The sequence below is a fragment of the Streptomyces sp. Q6 genome (genome assembly GCF_036967205.1).
Classification (GTDB): domain Bacteria; phylum Actinomycetota; class Actinomycetes; order Streptomycetales; family Streptomycetaceae; genus Streptomyces; species Streptomyces citrinus.
The window spans coordinates 157,023-172,786 of record NZ_CP146022.1 but is presented as its reverse complement, the minus strand read 5'-3'; the positions used below and the strand labels follow the sequence as shown (position 1 = coordinate 172,786).

Genomic DNA, 15,764 nt, shown 5'->3' with positions numbered 1-15,764 from the left:
TCTTCGCCATGATCAAGACCCGCCAGTGTCAACAACGCTCGTGATCAATACAGCTAGCACGGTGACGTCCAGGCCCAGCGCGTCGGCGAGGACGCCCGCCAGGAGGGCGCCGGCGGCGTATCCGATGTCGCGCCAGAACCGGTACGTGCCGAGGGAGTTGGCGCGCCATGCGGGGTGGGCGTGGTCGGAGACCGAGGCGATCAGCGCCGGGTAGACCAGTGCGGTGCCAAGCCCCAGGCCGACGGCGGAGAGGACTCCGGCGAGCAGCGGGCGGTCGAGGAGCGCGAGGGCGAGCAGCAACGCGGCGGCCTGGACAAGCATGCCCGTCACGACGAGCGGTGTGCGGCCGATCCGGTCGGCCAGGTGCCCGGCCGGAATCTGGCCGACGCCCCACAGCAGCGGATAGACCCCTTTGATCAGGCCGATCGCGGCGATGCCGAGGCCGTGGTCGGCGAAGAGGAGCGGGAACACGCCCCAGGTCAGACCGTCGTTGAGGTTGTTCACCAGGCCCGCCTGGCTCGCGCCGCGCAGGGACCGGTCCCGCCACGACGTACGGCCGAACGTCTCGCGGAAGGAGGGCCTGACCGTGAGGTTGCCGTCACCTGCCGCGGGTGCGGGGCGGCGGGCGAGTTCGAGGGCCAGGTGGGCGGCGGTGTCCTTGACCAGGAGCGACAGGCCGAACCCGGCGGCGAGGAAGACCGCTCCGATCAGCTCGGGCGCGGGGCGCAGCCCGTAGTGGGTGGCGAGGTAGCCGGTGAGCAGGGCCGTGGCACCGACCGACACGTACCCGGCGGCTTCGTTGAGGCCGGTGGCGAGCCCCCGGCGGTCCGGTCCCACGAGGTCGATCTTCATGTTGACGGTCATCGACCAGGTCAGTCCCTGATTGACGCCGAGCAGGACGTTCGCGGCCACGATCCACCACCACGACGGGGCCCAGGCGAGGATGAACGGCACGGGTGTGCCGATCAGCCAGCCGGTCAGCAGGAGCTGCCGACGCCGGAAGCGCGCGGTGAGCACTCCGGCGGCGAGGTTCGTGAAGGCCTTGGCGAGTCCGAAGGCGACGATGAACGAGAAGACGGCCAGGTTTCCGGCGAGCCCGAAGACCTCGGTGCCGATCAGGGGACCGTTGTCCGTTCCAGGCCGACGAGCGCGCCGACCGCCGCCGTCACGGCGACGAGCAGCGCGAACTGGGCCCGGTTCTCCCGGAGCCCCAGCCGCACGGCGTCCGGGACGGGCCGCCGCGTTGCCAGGGTGCCCTGCGTCATCTCGTCACCCTCCTCTTCGTAGACGTATCTGTTTCCGTATTCGCAGATCACCGTACCCCTAGGGGTATTGGTTTTCGGGTCGCCCGCGTGGGTCGCCCCTGTGACGTGGGATACCCAGGGGGGTATTTGACTTCGCTTCTCGGCCCTGCCTACAGTCGATCCCGTAAGTACCCCGGGGGGTATATGAAAGGGTGATCTTCCATGCGTGAAGTGGATCTGGACGTCCTCGCGTCAGAGCTGGCGCAGGGCGCCTTCGCCATCGACGTGCGAGAGCCGGACGAATACGCGGCGGGCCACGTGCCGGGCGTCCGCACCGCGCCCCTCTCCGAGCTGGGCGCCCACCTCGCCGCTCTGCCCGCCGACCGGCCCGTCTACGTCATCTGCGCGAGCGGCAACCGCAGCGCCTGGGCCGCCGAGCAGCTGGAGGGCGCCGGATTCCACGCGATCTCGGTCGCGGGCGGCACCTCCGGATGGATCCGCGCCGGCCGCCCGGTCGTGCGCGGCACGGCCGCCCGGCCCGCCTGAACACCCGGTCGTCCGCCTGAACGTCTGATCCGCCCGAACGTCCGCCCTGTCCGAATGGGCGGCCGGTCCGTGGGCGGTGCGCCGCCCTCGCCGGGCTGCTTCCTGCTGCGCAGGGCTCCGCTCTGCGCGTGCTTTCCCTCGAAAGGTTCCACCGTGTTTTTCGCTCAGTACTACCTCGACTGCCTCTCCCAGGCCTCGTACATGATCGCTGACGAGAAGACCGGCCAGGCGGTCGTCGTAGACCCGCGCCGGGACGTCTCCGAGTACCTCGCCGACGCACAGGCCCACGGCTTCACCGTCGTCGGCGTCATCAACACCCACTTCCACGCGGACTTCGTCGCCGGGCACCTGGAGATGGCCGACGAGACGGGTGCCTGGATCGGCTACGGCTCGCGTGCGGAGACCGAGTACCCGATCCGCCACCTCGCCGAGGGTGAGCGGATCGACCTGGGCGAGGTGGTCCTGGAGGTCATGGAGACCCCCGGCCACACCCCGGAGTCGATCAGCGTCCTGGTGTACGAGCACGCCGATGACACCGTGCCGTACGGCGTCCTGACCGGCGATGCCCTCTTCATCGGCGACGTCGGCCGCCCCGACCTGCTCGCCTCGGTGGGCGCCACCGCCGAGGAACTGGGCGGAATGCTCCACGACAGCGTGCAGAACAAGCTGATGGGGCTGCCGGACGCGGTCCGCGTCTTCCCCGCCCACGGTGCGGGCTCGGCCTGCGGCAAGAACCTCTCCACGGAGAAGTCCTCCACCATCGGCGAGCAGCGCGCCACCAACTACGCCTGCGCACCCATGAGTCGGGAGGAATTCATCGCCCTGGTCACGGCCGGCCAGTCCGCCGCCCCGGGCTACTTCGCCTACGACGCAGACCTCAACCGCAAGGACCGCCCCCGGTACGACGGGACCTCGGCCTCCCGGCCTCTGTCCCAGGAGGAGTTCGCCGCGTTGCGCGCCGCCGGAGCGACGGTGGTCGACGCGCGCGACCCGCAGGAGTTCGCGGCAGGGCACCTGGCCCGCGCGGTGAACATCCCCGCCGACGGGCGCTTCGCCGAACAGGCCGGTACGGTCCTGGACCCGGCGGACGAACTGGTCGTCATGGCCCCGCAGAACCGGGAGGAGGAGATCGTCACCCGCCTCGCCCGCATCGGTTTCGACCACGTCGTGGGCTACGTCCGCAACCCCGAGGACGCCCTGCGGGTGATGGCCGACGAGGTCGCCCCGGCCAGCCGCCTCACCGCCGCGCACCTGAAGACCGCCCTGGCCGGGGAGAACCCGCCGGTCGTGGTGGACGTCCGCACCTGCGGAGAGCGCGAGGCCAACGGCTTCATCCCTGAGGCCCTGCACATCCCGCTCAGCGAACTGCCCACCCGCACCGACGAGTTGCCTGTCGGTCGGCCCCTTGTCCTGCACTGCGCGGGCGGCCACCGCTCCTCCATCGCCGCCAGCCTCCTGCGCCACCGCGGCTTCAACGACGTCTCCGACATCCTCGGCGGCTGGGCCGCCTGGGCCCTCGCGGCCGAGACCGCCCGGCTCTGACACCCCGCACCACCGGGCGGGCGTGAGTCCGCGAACCTTCCCGTCGCGCCTCACCGGCCGGTGGGGGAGCCGGGACTGTTCCGCCCCCGCTCCTCTCCTCCCGCGGGCCGGGGGCGCCGCGCCCCGGCCCACGACGCCCCACCCGCGCCCTCCCTCTCGGGCTCCCTCTCGGGCGGATTCCCGAGGTCCTTCACACCCTTCCCTATACCCCACCGGGTATCACTCTTCCTGTCCGGAGCCACCCATGAGCGCCCAGCGCACCGTCCAGTCCCTCACCCCTGCCTCCCTGCACGCCCTCACGGAGAAGGGCCGCGCCCCACGTCTGCTCGACGTGCGTACCCCCGGCGAGTTCCGCACCGTCCACATCCCCGGCTCGTACAACGTGCCGCTGCACACCCTGCGCGAGCACCGCGCCGAACTCCTCGGCCACCTCGACGAGGACGTCGTGCTCGTCTGCCGCTCCGGTCAGCGCGCCCGCGAGGCGGAGCAGGCCCTCGCCCAGGCCGGACTGCCGAACCTGCGCGTCCTGGAGGGCGGCATGAACGCCTGGGAGGCTTCGGGGGCCCCGGTGCAGCGGGGCCCCGAACGCTGGGACATGGAGCGCCAGGTCCGCCTGGTCGCCGGTTCCCTCGTCCTGGTCACCGGCCTCGTCGGCCTCGCCGTGCCGGGCGTCCACCTCGTCGGCACCGCGATCGGCGCGGGCCTGACCTACGCCGCGCTGAGCAACTCCTGTGCCATGGGCGTCCTGCTCGCCAAGCTCCCCTACAACCGGGGCCCTCGCATCGACATCCGCACCGTCATCGCCGAACTGCGGAGCGCGTCATGACCGCCCTGATCGTCGCGGTCTCCCTGCTCATCGGTGTCAGCCTCGGCATCCTCGGCGGCGGCGGGTCCATCCTGACCGTCCCGATCCTGGTCTACCTCGTCGGGCAGGACACCAAGGAGGCCATCGCGACCTCGCTGTTCGTCGTCGGTGTCACCAGTCTCGCCGCGCTGCTCCCGCACGCCCGCGCCCACCGTGTCCGCTGGCGGACCGGCCTGCTCTTCGGCGCCTTCAGCATGGCCGGCGCCTACGGTGGCGGGCGGCTCGCCGACTACATCCCCGGCGCCGTCCTGCTCGTCGCCTTCGCGCTGATGATGCTCGCCACCGCCGCGGCGATGCTGCGCAAACCGCGCGACGGAGCGCGGAAGGTCCGCATCGCCCACCGCGACCTGCCGCTGAAACACATCGCCGTCGAAGGTCTCGTCGTCGGCGCCGTCACCGGCCTGGTCGGCTCCGGCGGCGGATTCCTCGTCGTCCCCGCCCTCGCGATCCTCGGCGGACTGCCGATGGGCATCGCCGTCGGCACCTCCCTCCTCGTCATCGCGATGAAGTCCTTCGCCGGACTCGCCGGACACCTCTCCGGCGTGACGATCGACTGGGGCGTGGCCCTGACCGTGACCGTGGCAGCGGTGGCCGGCAGTCTGATCGGCGCCCGCCTCGCCGGACGGATACCGCAGGAGGCGCTGCGCAAGGCCTTCGGCTGGTTCGTCGTCGGCATGGGTGTTTTCGTCCTCGCGCAGCAGGTCGGCCCCGTCCTGTGGACCCACCCCGTCACCTGGGCGGTGCTCGGCGCCGCGACCGGCGCTGCGGTCGCCGCCCGGTTCTGGAGGCGGTCGAGGGCGACACGCCCACAGCCGGTGCCGCACATCCGCCCGGATGTGGCCTCGAAATAGCGTGGGGACACATGTCCCAAGGTGTGCTCAGTGGGGGGGGAGGAGGAGAATTCCCGTGCAGGTGAGCGAAGAATCGATGAAGCCCGTCCTGGACCGTCTCAAGCGAGCGCAGGGGCAACTGGCCGCGGTGATCGCCATGATCGAGTACGGCAGGGAGTGCGAGGACGTCGTCACCCAGCTCGCGGCTGTCTCCAAGGCCCTGGACCGGGCCGGGTTCAAGATCGTGGCGAGCGGCATGCGCCAGTGCCTCGTCGACGGTTCCGAGAACCCGTCCATGACGCAGGAGGACCTGGAGAAGCTCTTCCTCACCCTCGCCTGACCCTTTGCTCCCGCCCGGGCGGACGAACCTGACCCTTCGCTCCTGCCCGGGCGGACGAAGGGGCCCGAGGGGCAAGGTGGTTTCGAACAGCCGCCGCAAGCCAGGTCCCGAGCCCGCCTGCCGCACCGTAGGGGAGTCTGCGCGAGCTCGGCTGTATGCCGTCCACCTCATCGTGCTCCGGGCTGGGAATGCGGCGTGATGGCGTGATCCTGGTGCCGGGAGAGCCGGTCGCGCCCCCCTCCGTTCCGCCAACTACCCCGGCGACCTCGTCCGGCACCACGACTACGGCGCCTGCATCGCCGCGGACGGCGGCTCGAACAGCTGGGACAGCGACACCTCCTTTGCCGACGACACGAGTGGAGTCGTGACCGCTCCCCGGGCCTGACGTCCGACCTCAGGCGGGCCCGGTCTCCGACGGTGCGAGGAGCGGGAGTTGGGCCTGCTTCTGCGCGGCGTAGACCGTGCGGGCGGCCCGTGTCGAGTCGAGCGCGGAGACCTCGCTCACGGGCACGTCCCACCAACTGTCGCTGTCCGGTGCGGAGATCGAGGGGTCGGTCTCCACGTGGATCACGACGGGGCCGCCGTCGTCCGGCCACGCCTTGGCCTCGGCGATGGCCTTCTCCAGCGCGCCGCGCGAGCGCACCTCGATGACGTGCGCCCCCAGACTGCGGGCGTTGGCGGCCAGGTCGGTGGGCAGCCGCGGCCCGTCGAGACGACCGTCGGCGGAGCGGTACCGGTAGCGGGTGCCGAAGCGCTGGGAGCCGACCGACTCCGACAGCGAACCGATCGAGTGGAAGCCGTGGTTCTGGACCAGCACCACGATGACCTTGACGCGCTCCTGGACCGCCGTGGCCAGCTCGGTCGGCATCATCAGGTACCCGCCGTCGCCGACCATGGCGAACACGTCCCGCGTGTCGTCGGCGAACCGGACACCCAGCGCGGCCGGGATCTCGTAGCCCATGCAGGAGTACCCGTACTCGACGTGGTACGCCTTGCGGTCGCGTACGCGCCACAGCTTGTGCAGGTCGCCGGGCATGGACCCGGCCGCGCACAGGACGACGTCACGGGGATCGGCGAGCTCGTTGACGCAGCCGAGCACGGTGCCCTGGGTGAGGACGCCGTCGGCCAGGCCGTCCGTGACCGACGCCGGCGGCCGGTACGCGGCCTCCACCTGCCGGTCCCATCGCTGCCACAGCTCGGCCTGCCGCCGCTCGTACGCCGCCGGTACGCGGTGGCCGTCGAGCGCGGCGGTCAGCGCGGTCAGCGCCTCACGGGCGTCGGCCACGACCGAGAGGCCCGCGTGCTTGCCCGCGTCGAACCCGGCGATGTTGATGTTGACGAAGCGGACTCCCGCCTGCTGGAAGGCGGTGCGGGACGCGGTGGTGAAGTCGCTCCAGCGCGTCCCGATGCCGACGATCACGTCGGCGTCCCGGGCGAGGGCGTTGGCCGCGGTCGTACCGGTCGATCCGACGCCGCCCATCGCCTGCGGATGCCCGTGCGGCAGCGCGCCCTTGCCGGCCTGTGTCTCGCCGACCGGGATGCCGGTGGCCTCCGCGAACGCGGACAGGGCCGCCTCCGCGCCGGAATAGTGCACACCGCCGCCCGCCACGATCAGCGGGCGCCGCGCCGCGCGCAGCACCTCGGCCGCGGCGGTGATCCGGGCCGCCTCCGCCGGCGGTCGCGCGATGTGCCAGGTCCGTGAGGCGAACAGCTCGACGGGCCAGTCGTACGCCTCGGCCTGCACGTCCTGCGGCAGCGCGATCGTGACGGCCCCGGTCTCGGCCGGGTCGGTGAGCACCCGCATGGCGCCCAGCAGCGCGGACGGCAACTGCTCGGGGCGCATGACCCGGTCAAAGAACCGGGACAGCGGCCGGAAGGCGTCGTTGACGGTGATGTCCGCGGCGCCGGGCTGCTCCAGCTCCTGGAGGACGGGGGCGCTGGGGCGGGTGGCGAAGGTGTCCGCGGGCAGCAGCAGCACCGGGATCCGGTTGATCGTCGCGAGCGCCGCGCCGGTCAGCATGTTCGTGGAGCCGGGGCCGATGGAGGCGGTGCAGGCCCAGGTCTCCAACCGGTCCTGGTGGCGCGCGTAGGCGACCGCCGTGTGCACCATGGCCTGTTCGTTGCGGGCCAGCACGTAGGGGAGAGCGCCCTCCTCCCCCTCCTGCTGGAACAGGGCCTGCCCGAGGCCCGCCACGTTCCCGTGGCCGAAGATGCCGAGGACGCCCGCGAACAGCGGCCGCGACTGCCCGTCGCGCTCGGTGTGCTGGGCGGCGAGGAACCTCACGGTGGCCTGCGCCACGGTCAGTCGTACCGTCGTCGCGCTCCGCGGCGTGCTCATCCGACACCTCCGGGTGTGTCCAGTCGTGCGTCGAAGGGCAGGTCGGGCCAGGTGTCGCGGACCCACGCGTGCGCCGGGTCGTCGCAGATCAGCCAGGCGCGCTCGGGCCCAGGGCCGGCCATCACGTTGAGGTAGTAGAGGTCGGCGTTGGGTGCGGCCATGGCGGGACCGTGCCAGCCGTGCGGCACCAGCACCACGTCTCCGGTGCGTACTTCGGCGAGTACGTCGATCGGGCGGTCACGGTCCGAGGCGTAGACGCGCTGATAGCCGACGGGGTCGCTGCCGCGCGTGTCCGTCGGCTGCGTCTCGAAGTAGTAGATCTCCTCCAGGGCGGTCTCCTCGCCCGGCCGTTCGACGTCGTGCTTGTGCGGCGGCCATGAACTCCAGTTGCCGGCCGGGGTGATGACCTCGCACGCGATGAGCGAAGCGGCGTCGAGCACGTCGGGCGTGCCGAAGTTGCGCACCTGGCGCGAACAGATCCCGGCGCCGCGCGACTCCACCGGCACGTCGGCGGCGGCCACGTGCCGGAACACATGCCCGCCCCCGTCCGGCGCGACCAGCGCCCCCGCGACCGCGACACGCGCCGGTCCGGTCTCCGCACGCAACGTCAGACGCCAGCCGGCGGGCACGTACGCCGTGTCGGTCGGCCCGCTGAACACACCGTCCCGCCCGGCCAGTCGGGCCTCGTGCGTCTTCCCGTCGGGCGCCACGGCCGCGACCCGTACGCCACCGGAGAGCGGCACGACGACGTGCTCCCAGCCCGCCACCTCCAGCGACCGGGTGTCACCGGGGTCCAGGACCGCGACGCGCAGACTCGTGTACCGCCAGTCCGGCGGGGAGGCGGCGACGGCGACCTCCCAGCCGGCGTCGGTGGCGCTGCCGAGAGGCCGTACCCATCGTGCGTTGTCGTTCATCGGCTGCTCCCATGGACGAGGTCGGCCGCGATGTCCACGGCCGCGGCGACGTCGTCGCCCGGCGGGTAGAGGAGAGTGCGCCCGACCACCAGGCCGCGCACCGCGGGAAGCGCCATGGCCGCGTCCCAGGAGGCGTACGTGTCGTGGGGGTCGCCCGGCGGGTCGCCGCCGAGCAGCAGCGTCGGCATCGTGGTGGCGTCCAGGACGCGTGCGAGTTCGTCGACGACGGGCAGCTTGAGCCAGGTGTAGGCGCTGGTGGCGCCGAGTCCGCTCGCGATGTGGATCGACTTGATGACGCTGTCGGGATCGAGGAGATTGCGGACGCGGCCCTCGTGACGGACGGTCAGGAACGGCTCGATCATGGCCATCAGGCTGTGCTCGGCGAGGCTGGTGACCGCCGCGGCCGTCGATGCGAGAGTGCGCAGGCTGCCGGGGTCGTCGAGGCAGATCCGGGTCAGCGTCTTGCCGCCGTCGAGGCCCTGGGCGGCGATGGCCTCGGCGGTGTAGGCGGTGAACCGGTCGTCGAGTTCGAAGACGGAGCCGTGCAGTCCGCCGCGGTTCATCGACCCGATGACGATCCGGTCGTCGAGCGCACCCATGAGGGCGAGGTCGTCGAGCAGGTCCGGAGTGCCGAGCACGCCGTCGACGCCGGGACGGGACAAGGCGGTCGCCAGGCGGTCGAGGAGGCCGGTGCGGCTGGCCATGGCCGCGTTGTCGTCGCGGACGGCCAGGGCGCCGCGGGCCGGGTGGTCGGCGGCGACGATCAGTAGGCGGCCGTCGTCGCGGTGTACGGGGCGGCGGGCGCGCTTGTGCCAGGCGCGCCCGATGAGCTCGGGCTCGCGGGCCCGGATCTCGGTGAGTCGTGCGGCGTCGATCATGTGGTTCCCACGGTCTGGACCGGCGGCGGGGAGGCGAGGGCCGCCTCCACCTCGGACGTGGTCGGCATGGCGGTGGAGCAGGCGAGCCGGGCCGCGACGAGGGCGCCCGCGACATTGGCGAACTCGATCGTCCGGCGCAGGTCCCAGCCGCTGAGCAGCCCGTGGACGAGGGCGCCGCCGAACGCGTCGCCGGCCCCGAGTCCGTTGACGACCTCGACCGGGAACGGCGGGACCTCCACCCGCTCGTCCCGGGTGGCGGCGAGGACGCCCTTGGGTCCTTGCTTGACGACGGCGAGTTCGAGGCCGCGTTCCAGCAGCGCGTCGGCCGCCCGTCCGGGCTCCGTCTCGCCGACGGCGACTTCGCACTCCTCGCGGTTTCCGACGGCGACGGTGACATGGCCGAGCGCGCGCTCCACCTGCCGCCCGGCCTCCTCGGGGCCGTCCCAGAACATGGGCCGGTAGTCCAGGTCGAGGACGGTGTGGGGTCGGCGCTCGCGGGCCTGCCAGGCGGCGAAGTGCGCGGAGCGGCTCGGTTCGGCCGACAGGCCGGTCACCGTCGCCCAGAAGACCGCGGCGTCCCGGATGTCGTCGAGCGGCAGCTCGGCGGGCTCGATCATGAGGTCGGGCGCCCCGCCGTGCCGGTAGAAGTAGAGCGGGAAGTCGTCGGGCGGGAACACCTCGCAGAAGGTCACCGGCGTCGGCGGTCCGCCCGGCGCGGTGAGCGGCGTGATGTGCGCGGGGTCCACTCCGAGCCGTGCGGCCTCCTGCCGCACGTAGCGCCCGAAGGGGTCCTGCCCGACCCGGGAGATGAGCGCGGTACGGCGCCCGTGGCGGGCGGCCGCGACGGCGACGTTCGTCGCGCTCCCGCCGAGGAACTTCTCGAACGTATGCACCTGTTCGAGGCCGACGCCGTGGTCGAGCGGGTAGATATCGACGCCGGTCCGTCCGATGGTGACGAGGTCGTGGGCCATGACTCAGCCCTTCCCCGCGAGAGACAGGAGATGGGCCACGGAGACACGCACGTCCTCCACGGGGCCGGCACCGGCGGCCGGGTCGGACGAGAGGATGGTGTCCTGTTCCAGGACGTACCAGCCGTCGTACCCGGCGCCTTCGAGGATGCGGACGATCGCGGCGATGTCGATGTCCCCGGCGCCGAGCGGCACGTACATCCCGTCGGCGACCGCTTCGGTGTACGTCGTCCGCCCGGCCCGCACCCGCTCGCACAGGTCCAGGCGTACGTCCTTGAGGTGGACGTGGGCGATGCGCTCGGGGTGTTCGGCCGCGAGGGCGACGGGGTCCCCGCCGCCGATGAGCAGGTGCCCGGTGTCGAGGCACAGGCCGACGCCGGAGCCGTCGAGCACCCGGCGGGTCTCCTCGCCGGACTCGATCATCGTTCCGACGTGCGGGTGGAGGGTCGCGACGAGCCCGGCGTCGGCGGCGACGGCCGAGATCCGGTCGAGGTTGGCCAGGAGCGACTTCCAGCCCTCGGTGTCCAGCGCGGGGCGCTCGTCGTATCCGTCGATCCCGGTGGCGGCGGCGATGACGACCGTGCCGGCGTCCGCCGCGATGAGCCCGGCGATGGCCACCTCGACCTGGGGGAGCGGGTCGTGGCCCGGGTCGTGCAGGACGGCCGGGACGAACTGGCCGACGGCCTTGAGACCGTACGAGGCGAGGGTGGCGGCCTTGTCGGCGGGCGCGTCGGGGAGGAATCCCTCGGGCCCGAACTCCGTGGCGCTCAGGCCGACGTCACGCATCTGACGCAGCACCAGATCCGGGGCGAGCTGGTGTCCCCAGCCCGGAACCTCGCAGACCCCCCAGGAGATCGGCGCTCCGGCGATGCGCTGTGCGAGGGGTGTGGTCACCGGCTTCCTCCCTCGGTGGCGTGGACGGCGCGGACGGTGTGGGCCAACCTGATCGGCATTCCGAACCCCTTCTCCGGATCGTGTGGCGCGTCGGGCCGGTGGTGTCCCGCTCGCATGACGTGAGCCTGCCTTCCGTCATGATTGCCTGTCAACCTATTGTCCTTACATATTGACTCACGCGTGTCTCTTGTCGTCACGTGTCCGCCCGGGCGGCACCGCTCAATCCCTTTCGTCCTCCAGCAGGGTCACCTCCGTGATGCCGTCCCGGTCCGAGAGACGGGGCACGAGTTCGTCCTGCACGCCCTTCCCCGACAGCACCAGCATCACACCGACCTGCGGCGTGGAGGCCCCCTCCGGCAGCGTTTCGGCCGAGCGCAGCCCGGACACGTGGAAACCCGCGCCGGTGCACTCCTGGACGATCTCGCGCAGCAGCCCGCGCCCGTCGCGATAACTCACCCGCAGCAGCAACGAATCCGTCGGCGACCGGGGCAACCGCCGCGCGAGCACAGGAAAGAGGAACGCGACCACCAGATACGCGGCCGTCGCGGCGCCGGCCAGCACCAGCAGCCCGGCGCCCGCCGCCGCGCCGATGGACGCCGCGAGCCACACGCTCGCCGCGGTCGTCAGACCCCGCACCGCGTCGCGGCGCGTGCACCGCGGCCCGCGACCGCCTGGGTCGTCCCAGGGGCGTACGTGTGTCACCGCCGGCCCCCGGCACCGGCCGCGACGGCCAGCTCACCGGCCTGCCGCGCGGACAGACGGTGAAGTGCCGGGGCGGCGTGGCCCACGCACCGGTCGGTGGCCCGCGAGTCGGGTGCGTCACTGCGGTCACGCCCACCACCCCGATCGACCGTGAGGACCTCTACCGGTTCTCCCGCTCGGTCGACGACGTCCTGGACAACCTGCGTGACCTGGTGCGGGAGACCGACCTCCTGGGCATGCCCGGCGACCCGGCCGACCTGCCCGCGCTCGACGCCGTGCGCGAAGGACTCACGGCTCTGCGGGAGGCGGCCTCGCACCTGGTCGACGATCCGCGCCGGGTGCAGCGGCACGCGATGGCGGCCCGTAAGGCGGCGGGGCGGGTGCGCCGGGAGTACCAGGAGGCCGTCGCCGCCCTGTTCCGCGAGGAGTTGAGCTCCACGATGCTGCGCCGACGCGAACTGCTGCGCCGGCTCGACGTGATCGGGCTGAGGCTGAACGCGGCCGCGGCCGACCTCTCCGACGCGCTGCTGAAGCGGGGCTACTGATGGCGCGGGTACTGATCAGGCGATGTACGGGGTCAGCGGGCCGCGATCGACATCTCGAAGGAGTAGCGCGACGCCCGGTAGACGTGCGCCCCGTACTCGATCGGCTTCCCCGTGTCGTCGTACGCGGTCCGGGTCATGGTCAGCAGCGTGGCGCCGCGCGTCTCGTCGAGGAGCTTCGCCTCGGCCGCCGTCGCCCGGCGGGCACCGATCGTCTGCTCCGCCGTGTGCAGGTCCACACCGGACTGGCGCAGCAACTGGTACAGGCCCGCCTCGGCCAGGGCGTCGGCGCTCAAGTCGACCAGGCCGAGCGGCAGATGGTTGCGCAGGAGCGCGATGGGCTGATGGTCGGCGAACCGGAGCCGCTCGATGGACAGCACGTCGGTTCCCTCGTCGACCCGCAGCGCCGCGGCCGTCGCGGTGTCGGCGGGACAGGTGCCGACCGACAGGACCTTCGTCCGCGGATGCCGGTCGTCGCGCTCCAGGTCGTCGTACAGGCTGGAGAACTCGACCTGGCGCCGGATGCGGTTGGTGACGACCTGGGTGCCCACCCCGCGCTTGCGGGCGAGGAGTCCCTTGTCGACGAGGTGCTGCATGGCCTGGCGCATCGTCGGGCGGGAGAGCCCGAACTGGTCGGCCAGGGAGATCTCGTTGGTCAGCCGGGTGCCGGGCGGCAGCACACCGGTCTCGATGAGCTGCTGCAACTGCTGGGCGAACTGGAAGTACAGCGGGACCGGACTGGCCCGATCGATCGTGATCAGTTTCGTGAACGACTCCACGTGACCCTCCTGGGCGCTGCTGCGAACACGGACAGTATGCCGCATTCCCACTAAGCTCTGTACGTCCTTGCGTCCGTACGTCTTTATGTAATAACAAATCGAGGATCTCTACGGAAGGTGTTGCCCATGCGTATCGGACTCATCGGCACAGGACGCATCGGCGCGGTCCACGCCGCGACCCTCGCGGCGCTCCCGGCGGTCGACCACATCGTGGTGCACGACGCCGAGGAACGCTCCGCCCGCGCCGTCGCCGACCGCGTCGGGGGAGAGGTCGCGGGCGACCTCGACGCACTGTTCGGCGCGGGACTCGACGGGGTCGTCATCGCCGCGCCCACGTTCGCTCACGCGGAGCTGATCGTCGCGGCGCAGCGGGCCGGACTGCCGACCTTCTGCGAGAAGCCGGTCGCCGGCACGCTGCGGGAGACGGACGCGGTCCTCGCCGCCCTCGCCGGTTCGGGGGCGCCGCTGCACATAGGTTTTCAGCGGCGCTTCGACGCCGGGTACCGGGAGTTGCGCGAGGCCGTCGCGTCCGGACGCCTCGGGTGGACGCACACTCTGCGTGCGTGCACGGCCGACCCGACGCCGCCGCCGGCCGGCTACCTCCCGGGCTCCGGGGGAATCTTCCGGGACTGCTCGGTGCACGACTACGACAGCGCCCGCTGGGTGACGGGTCGCGAGATCGTCTCGGTCTACGCGACCGGAGCCAACCGCGGGGAGGAGTTCTTCGGCGCCGCCGGTGATGTCGACACCGCTGTCAGCGTCCTCACGCTGGACGACGGCACGCTGGCCACGTGCACCGCGACCCGCTACAACGGAGCCGGGTACGACGTCCGCCTCGAAGTCTGCGGCTCCAAGGGCTCACTCGTCGCGGGCCTGACCGACCAGACCCCGCTGGCCTCAGCGGACGGAGCGAAGTGGCCCGCCGGCACACCGCACCCGGGCTTCATGGAACGCTTCCGGGACGCCTACCGGGCCGAACTCACCGCGTTCACCGAGGTCGTGGCCGGACTCCGGCCGAGCCCCTGCACCGGCGAGGACGCCCGCGCGGCCCTCGCGATCGCGGAAGCGGCCACCGTGTCGCGGCGGGAGGGGAGGCCGGTCCCGGTGCCCGGTCCGCGCGCGACGTGACATGACGCGCCGTCCGATCCTGTTCCGCCGGTGGCAGCGGAACGGCACCTGACAGCGGATCCCACCTGGCGGCAGTCCTTACGCGGTCCTCGGCCGACGCGACGGACGGGATCGCGGGGATCCGAGCATCGCGGGGACCCGAGCATCGATGCCTCGCCGGCCTGCGCGGAACAAGCTCCGCGCAGGCCGGCGAGGAGAGAACCTCGATGCGGGTGACGGGAATGCTCCACGACAGTACCGACGGTTGTGACATACCCGGTCTACCGGCGCGGCGGCGGCCGCCAGGCGGCGCCGAGTGGAGAGTCTCGGCGGTCGCGTCGCTGCCGGGCTGACGTGGAACCCATCACCGCCGCACAGGCCCCCACTTGGTTGGCGCGGCGGTCGGCAGCGCGTCCGGTACGGGTGCGGGCTCAGATGCCGCAGGACGAGGCCGACCAGTAGCGCGAGCTCTGGCTGCCGAGGTGCGCGTGGTCGCTGTGGCCGGGATAGCCCGGACCGAGGATCTCGTTGAAGCCGTGGTTGCGGGCCTGCTTGACGATCTCACAGAACGACGGGGTGCCCACGAGGTCGATCCCGCGGCCGTAGAGGTGGTTGCTGTTGGAGGCCCCGCCGACCGCGTTGTTGCAGGAGTAGGAGCGGAAGCCGCTGCTGGTGGTGAGAGCCCGGTCGCCGAGGGCGTGCCGCAGTGCCTCCAGCTTCCACATCTGTTGCAGGGCGTTGGCCTTCGCCGCTGCGGCGGACACGGCGCCGCCGGACCAGTCGGAGTTGCAGCGGTTCATCTCGCCGTACGTGAAGTGGATCGGTGTGCAGTCGCCGTCCTGAAGCGCGTAGATCTTGCTGAAGGTCTGAGAGCCCGCGATGCCGTCGGCGGACAGCCCGTACGCCTGCTGGAAGCGGGTGACCGCGGCCTTGGTGCCCGCACCGAACTCCCCGTCGATGGCGAGCACTCCGCCGTACCCCGGGTATCCGGCGACCCGGATCTGCAACTGGCGTACGTCCTCGCCGCTGGCGCCCTGGCTAAGGGTCCGGTTCCAGGTGTAACAGGTGTCGGCATGGGCGGTTCCGGTGGTCACCGCCGCCCCGAGCGTCGTTAATGATGCGAGCATGACAAGCGTGAGCAAGGCGCGTACATGACGTCTGAGCACGATGCCTCCTGGCAGGGAAAGGAATGGGACACCGACAGTGTCGGACCAGCGCTACGCGCGTCAATAGGGCCTCCCAGGAAGCGCTGTCGAGCTGGGGGCGTCCTCGACG

At 71.9% G+C, this 15,764-nt stretch carries 17 protein-coding genes and 1 pseudogene; 8 read left to right on the top strand and 10 right to left on the bottom strand.

The genetic code is table 11. The features are described 5' to 3' along the window. Nucleotides 1-12: 12 nt before the first annotated feature. Nucleotides 13-1,017, bottom strand: a complete 1,005-nt coding sequence (locus tag V2W30_RS00900) for an MFS transporter (RefSeq protein WP_338692772.1) — start codon at nucleotides 1,015-1,017, stop codon at nucleotides 13-15. Nucleotides 1,018-1,115: 98 nt separating this feature from the next. Then, nucleotides 1,116-1,265, bottom strand: coding sequence for a hypothetical protein (locus V2W30_RS00895; protein WP_338692770.1), 150 nt, complete (start codon nucleotides 1,263-1,265; stop codon nucleotides 1,116-1,118). 201 nt (nucleotides 1,266-1,466) lie between these two features. Here V2W30_RS00895 and V2W30_RS00890 point away from each other — a divergent pair, with 201 nt between their 5' ends. From V2W30_RS00890 to V2W30_RS41445, 6 genes and pseudogenes are all read left to right on the top strand, one after another. Beyond that, nucleotides 1,467-1,790, top strand: a complete 324-nt coding sequence (locus V2W30_RS00890) for a rhodanese-like domain-containing protein (protein ID WP_338692768.1) — start codon at nucleotides 1,467-1,469, stop codon at nucleotides 1,788-1,790. Between the two features lie 153 nt (nucleotides 1,791-1,943). Next, nucleotides 1,944-3,332, top strand: coding sequence for an MBL fold metallo-hydrolase (locus V2W30_RS00885; RefSeq protein WP_338692766.1), 1,389 nt, complete (start codon nucleotides 1,944-1,946; stop codon nucleotides 3,330-3,332). Nucleotides 3,333-3,576: 244 nt separating this feature from the next. Then, nucleotides 3,577-4,158, top strand: coding sequence for a rhodanese-like domain-containing protein (locus V2W30_RS00880; RefSeq protein WP_338692764.1), 582 nt, complete (start codon nucleotides 3,577-3,579; stop codon nucleotides 4,156-4,158). Continuing rightward, on the top strand, nucleotides 4,155-5,048 hold the full coding sequence (locus V2W30_RS00875) for a sulfite exporter TauE/SafE family protein (protein ID WP_338692762.1): 894 nt from the start codon (nucleotides 4,155-4,157) through the stop codon (nucleotides 5,046-5,048). The genes V2W30_RS00880 and V2W30_RS00875 overlap by 4 nt, the downstream gene beginning before the upstream one ends. A gap of 76 nt (nucleotides 5,049-5,124) precedes the next feature. Further along, nucleotides 5,125-5,367, top strand: a complete 243-nt coding sequence (locus V2W30_RS00870; RefSeq protein WP_425244653.1) for a metal-sensitive transcriptional regulator — start codon at nucleotides 5,125-5,127, stop codon at nucleotides 5,365-5,367. A gap of 217 nt (nucleotides 5,368-5,584) precedes the next feature. After that, nucleotides 5,585-5,752, top strand: a pseudogene (locus tag V2W30_RS41445) (AbfB domain-containing protein); the annotation flags it as partial. Between the two features lie 9 nt (nucleotides 5,753-5,761). On the opposite strand, the gene iolD reads toward V2W30_RS41445, so the two are convergent. The 6 genes from iolD to V2W30_RS00840 all read right to left on the bottom strand — a co-directional run bounded on the left by iolD (nucleotide 5,762) and on the right by V2W30_RS00840 (nucleotide 11,995). Beyond that, nucleotides 5,762-7,705 (bottom strand): 3D-(3,5/4)-trihydroxycyclohexane-1,2-dione acylhydrolase (decyclizing), encoded by a 1,944-nt coding sequence (gene iolD, locus V2W30_RS00865; RefSeq protein ID WP_338692758.1) that lies wholly within the window; start codon nucleotides 7,703-7,705, stop codon nucleotides 5,762-5,764. After that, nucleotides 7,702-8,619: a 5-deoxy-glucuronate isomerase gene (gene iolB, locus V2W30_RS00860; RefSeq protein WP_338692756.1), complete on the bottom strand. Its 918-nt coding sequence runs from the start codon at nucleotides 8,617-8,619 to the stop codon at nucleotides 7,702-7,704. The genes iolD and iolB overlap by 4 nt, the downstream gene beginning before the upstream one ends. Next, nucleotides 8,616-9,497 (bottom strand): Cgl0159 family (beta/alpha)8-fold protein, encoded by an 882-nt coding sequence (locus V2W30_RS00855; protein ID WP_338692754.1) that lies wholly within the window; start codon nucleotides 9,495-9,497, stop codon nucleotides 8,616-8,618. The genes iolB and V2W30_RS00855 overlap by 4 nt, the downstream gene beginning before the upstream one ends. Continuing rightward, the gene (iolC, locus tag V2W30_RS00850; RefSeq protein ID WP_338692752.1) at nucleotides 9,494-10,468 is read right to left on the bottom strand and encodes a 5-dehydro-2-deoxygluconokinase; all 975 of its coding nucleotides are present in this window, start codon (nucleotides 10,466-10,468) and stop codon (nucleotides 9,494-9,496) included. The genes V2W30_RS00855 and iolC overlap by 4 nt, the downstream gene beginning before the upstream one ends. Nucleotides 10,469-10,471: 3 nt before the next feature. Continuing rightward, the gene (locus tag V2W30_RS00845; protein ID WP_338692750.1) at nucleotides 10,472-11,359 is read right to left on the bottom strand and encodes a TIM barrel protein; all 888 of its coding nucleotides are present in this window, start codon (nucleotides 11,357-11,359) and stop codon (nucleotides 10,472-10,474) included. A 219-nt stretch (nucleotides 11,360-11,578) separates the two neighbouring features. Next, nucleotides 11,579-11,995 (bottom strand): MgtC/SapB family protein, encoded by a 417-nt coding sequence (locus tag V2W30_RS00840; protein ID WP_338703426.1) that lies wholly within the window; start codon nucleotides 11,993-11,995, stop codon nucleotides 11,579-11,581. Between the two features lie 59 nt (nucleotides 11,996-12,054). On the opposite strand from V2W30_RS00840, the gene V2W30_RS00835 reads away from it, so the two are divergent. Continuing rightward, nucleotides 12,055-12,606 carry a hypothetical protein gene (locus V2W30_RS00835; RefSeq protein WP_338692749.1) on the top strand — a complete coding sequence of 184 codons (552 nt, stop codon included), beginning with the start codon at nucleotides 12,055-12,057 and terminating at the stop codon, nucleotides 12,604-12,606. 32 nt (nucleotides 12,607-12,638) lie between these two features. Here V2W30_RS00835 and V2W30_RS00830 read toward each other — a convergent pair whose 3' ends face one another. Next, a complete protein-coding gene (locus tag V2W30_RS00830; RefSeq protein WP_338692748.1) occupies nucleotides 12,639-13,382 on the bottom strand; it encodes a GntR family transcriptional regulator in 744 nt (247 codons plus the stop codon). Nucleotides 13,383-13,508: 126 nt separating this feature from the next. On the opposite strand from V2W30_RS00830, the gene V2W30_RS00825 reads away from it, so the two are divergent. Continuing rightward, nucleotides 13,509-14,510, top strand: a complete 1,002-nt coding sequence (locus V2W30_RS00825; RefSeq protein ID WP_338692747.1) for a Gfo/Idh/MocA family protein — start codon at nucleotides 13,509-13,511, stop codon at nucleotides 14,508-14,510. Nucleotides 14,511-14,920: 410 nt separating this feature from the next. Here the strand turns inward: V2W30_RS00825 and V2W30_RS00820 are convergent, their stop codons facing one another. Next, nucleotides 14,921-15,655 carry a D-Ala-D-Ala carboxypeptidase family metallohydrolase gene (locus tag V2W30_RS00820; protein WP_338692746.1) on the bottom strand — a complete coding sequence of 245 codons (735 nt, stop codon included), beginning with the start codon at nucleotides 15,653-15,655 and terminating at the stop codon, nucleotides 14,921-14,923. Between the last annotated feature and the right edge of the window lie 109 nt (nucleotides 15,656-15,764).